Below are 3,006 nucleotides of genomic sequence, written 5' to 3' on the forward strand. Positions count from 1 at the left end.
TGATTTGGTTAAGTCCTCGATCGATTAGTATCAGTCAGCTGCACATGTCACCATGCTTCCACCTCTGACCTATCAACCTCGTCATCTTCGAGGGATCTTACTAGTTTAACACTATGGGAAATCTCATCTTGAGGGGGGCTTCATGCTTAGATGCTTTCAGCACTTATCCCTTCCACACATAGCTACCCAGCTATGCCCTTGGCAGGACAACTGGTACACCAGCGGTGTGTCCATCCCGGTCCTCTCGTACTAAGGACAGCTCCTCTCAAATTTCCTACGCCCACGACGGATAGGGACCGAACTGTCTCACGACGTTCTGAACCCAGCTCGCGTACCGCTTTAATGGGCGAACAGCCCAACCCTTGGGACCGACTACAGCCCCAGGATGCGATGAGCCGACATCGAGGTGCCAAACCTCCCCGTCGATGTGGACTCTTGGGGGAGATAAGCCTGTTATCCCCGGGGTAGCTTTTATCCGTTGAGCGATGGCCCTTCCATGCGGAACCACCGGATCACTAAGCCCGACTTTCGTCCCTGCTCGACTTGTAGGTCTCGCAGTCAAGCTCCCTTGTGCCTTTACACTCTACGAATGATTTCCAACCATTCTGAGGGAACCTTTGGGCGCCTCCGTTACTCTTTAGGAGGCGACCGCCCCAGTCAAACTGCCCACCTGACACTGTCTCCAAGGCCGATAAGGCCTTCGGGTTAGAATTTCAATACAGCCAGGGTAGTATCCCACCGATGCCTCCACCGAAGCTGGCGCTCCGGCTTCCAAGGCTCCTACCTATCCTGTACAAGCTGTACCAAAATTCAATATCAGGTTGCAGTAAAGCTCCACGGGGTCTTTCCGTCCTGTCGCGGGTAACCTGCATCTTCACAGGTACTATAATTTCACCGAGTCTCTCGTTGAGACAGTGCCCAGATCGTTACACCTTTCGTGCGGGTCAGAACTTACCTGACAAGGAATTTCGCTACCTTAGGACCGTTATAGTTACGGCCGCCGTTTACTGGGGCTTCGATTCAGAGCTTCGCTTACGCTAACCCCTCCTCTTAACCTTCCAGCACCGGGCAGGTGTCAGCCCCTATACTTCGCCTTGCGGCTTCGCAGAGACCTGTGTTTTTGCTAAACAGTCGCCTGGGCCTATTCACTGCGGCTTTTCAGGGCTATTCACCCTAAAAAGCACCCCTTCTCCCGAAGTTACGGGGTCATTTTGCCGAGTTCCTTAACGAGAGTTCTCTCGATCACCTTAGGATTCTCTCCTCGCCTACCTGTGTCGGTTTGCGGTACGGGCACCATTTACCTCGCTAGAAGCTTTTCTTGGCAGTGTGGAATCAGGAACTTCGGTACTATATTTCCCTCGCCATCACAGCTCAACCTTACGGTAAGCGGATTTGCCTACTTACCAGTCTAACTGCTTGGACGCGCATATCCAACAGCGCGCTTACCCTATCCTCCTGCGTCCCTCCATTGCTCAAACGGTAAAGAGGTGGTACAGGAATATCAACCTGTTGTCCATCGCCTACGCTTTTCAGCCTCGGCTTAGGTCCCGACTAACCCTGAGCGGACGAGCCTTCCTCAGGAAACCTTAGGCATTCGGTGGAGGGGATTCTCACCCCTCTTTCGCTACTCATACCGGCATTCTCACTTCTAAGCGCTCCACCAGTCCTCTCGGTCTGACTTCGCTGCACTTAGAACGCTCTCCTACCATTGTTCGTAAGAACAATCCACAGCTTCGGTGATACGTTTAGCCCCGGTACATTTTCGGCGCAGAGTCACTCGACCAGTGAGCTATTACGCACTCTTTAAATGGTGGCTGCTTCTAAGCCAACATCCTGGTTGTCTAAGCAACTCCACATCCTTTTCCACTTAACGTATACTTTGGGACCTTAGCTGGTGGTCTGGGCTGTTTCCCTCTTGACTACGGATCTTATCACTCGCAGTCTGACTCCCGAGAATCAAGTCTTTGGCATTCGGAGTTTGACTGAATTCGGTAACCCGATGAGGGCCCCTAGTCCAATCAGTGCTCTACCTCCAAGACTCTATACTCGAGGCTAGCCCTAAAGCTATTTCGGAGAGAACCAGCTATCTCCAGGTTCGATTGGAATTTCTCCGCTACCCACACCTCATCCCCGCACTTTTCAACGTGCGTGGGTTCGGGCCTCCATTCAGTGTTACCTGAACTTCACCCTGGACATGGGTAGATCACCTGGTTTCGGGTCTACGACCACGTACTCATTCGCCCTATTCAGACTCGCTTTCGCTGCGGCTCCGTCTCTTCAACTTAACCTTGCACGGGATCGTAACTCGCCGGTTCATTCTACAAAAGGCACGCCATCACACATTAATGTGCTTTGACTACTTGTAGGCACACGGTTTCAGGTTCTATTTCACTCCCCTCCCGGGGTGCTTTTCACCTTTCCCTCACGGTACTGGTTCACTATCGGTCACTAGGGAGTATTTAGCCTTGGGAGATGGTCCTCCCAGCTTCCGACGGGATTTCACGTGTCCCGCCGTACTCAGGATCCACTCAAGAGAGAACGAAGTTTCGACTACAGGGTTGTTACCTTCTCTGACGGACCTTTCCAGGTCGCTTCGTCTACTTCGCTCTTTTGTAACTCCGTATAGAGTGTCCTACAACCCCAAGAGGCAAGCCTCTTGGTTTGGGCTATCTTCCGTTTCGCTCGCCGCTACTCAGGAAATCGCGTTTGCTTTCTCTTCCTCCGGGTACTAAGATGTTTCAGTTCCCCGGGTCTACCTTCACTTATCCTATGTATTCAGATAAGGATACTGCCCCATTACGAGCAGTGGGTTTCCCCATTCGGAAATCTTCGGATCAATGCTTACTTACAGCTCCCCGAAGCATATCGGTGTTAGTACCGTCCTTCATCGGCTCCTAGTGCCAAGGCATCCACCGTGCGCCCTTCATAACTTAACCTAAGTTAATTATTAAAGAACTTTTACTACTTCAATGAATGTTTTGTTACGTTATCTAGTTTTCAAGGAAC

General features: G+C 51.5%; 1 rRNA gene. It reads right to left on the reverse strand.

Going from position 1 to position 3,006, the window contains the following annotated elements:
- Window positions 1-4: 4 nt before the first annotated feature.
- A 23S ribosomal RNA gene (locus V7097_RS20940) occupies window positions 5-2,936 on the reverse strand.
- Window positions 2,937-3,006 lie beyond the last annotated feature (70 nt).

The sequence above is a fragment of the Bacillus sp. JJ1562 genome (assembly GCF_036962705.1).
Classification (GTDB): domain Bacteria; phylum Bacillota; class Bacilli; order Bacillales; family Bacillaceae_L; genus Ferdinandcohnia.